Source organism: Corynebacterium sp. HMSC071F07 (assembly GCF_001810285.1).
Classification (GTDB): Bacteria; Actinomycetota; Actinomycetes; order Mycobacteriales; family Mycobacteriaceae; genus Corynebacterium; species Corynebacterium simulans.
Genome location: NZ_KV800691.1, coordinates 1 through 432 on the forward strand (window position 1 = coordinate 1; position 432 = coordinate 432).

Below are 432 nucleotides of genomic sequence, written 5' to 3' on the forward strand. Positions count from 1 at the left end.
GTCTCTGTAGAGCTCTCCGCTGCGCATCATGGCGAAGAGGACGTTGAGGCGTCGGCGTGCGAGCGCGACGACTGCGGCGTTATGTCTCTTGCCTTCTTTGCGTTTTCGCTCATAGAATTGCCGGGAACGCTCGTGGAATCTGATCGATGCAAAGGACGATTGCCATAGGGCGTTCTTCAATTTCTTGTTGCCGGCCCGGTTGGGCGAATTCGACATGATCGACGTTCCCGACTGATTCGTCTGCGGCGTCAGGCCTGCATAGGAAGCCAGGTGCGCTGCATTGGGAAAGTCGGACATATCGCCGACGGTCATAAGGATTTGCGCGGCGCTACGTGGGCCGATGCCGGGCATGGACAAGAGAATCTCGGTCTGAGGAATGTCCTGGATCAGCTCGAGTACCTGGGCTTCAATCTCTTTGCGGTGCTCCAGCTT

1 protein-coding gene is annotated in these 432 nt (G+C 57.2%); it reads right to left on the bottom strand.

The features are described 5' to 3' along the window. Positions 1–432 (bottom strand): transposase (locus HMPREF2724_RS01640; protein ID WP_141748297.1); only part of this gene is annotated, 432 nt, incomplete at both ends.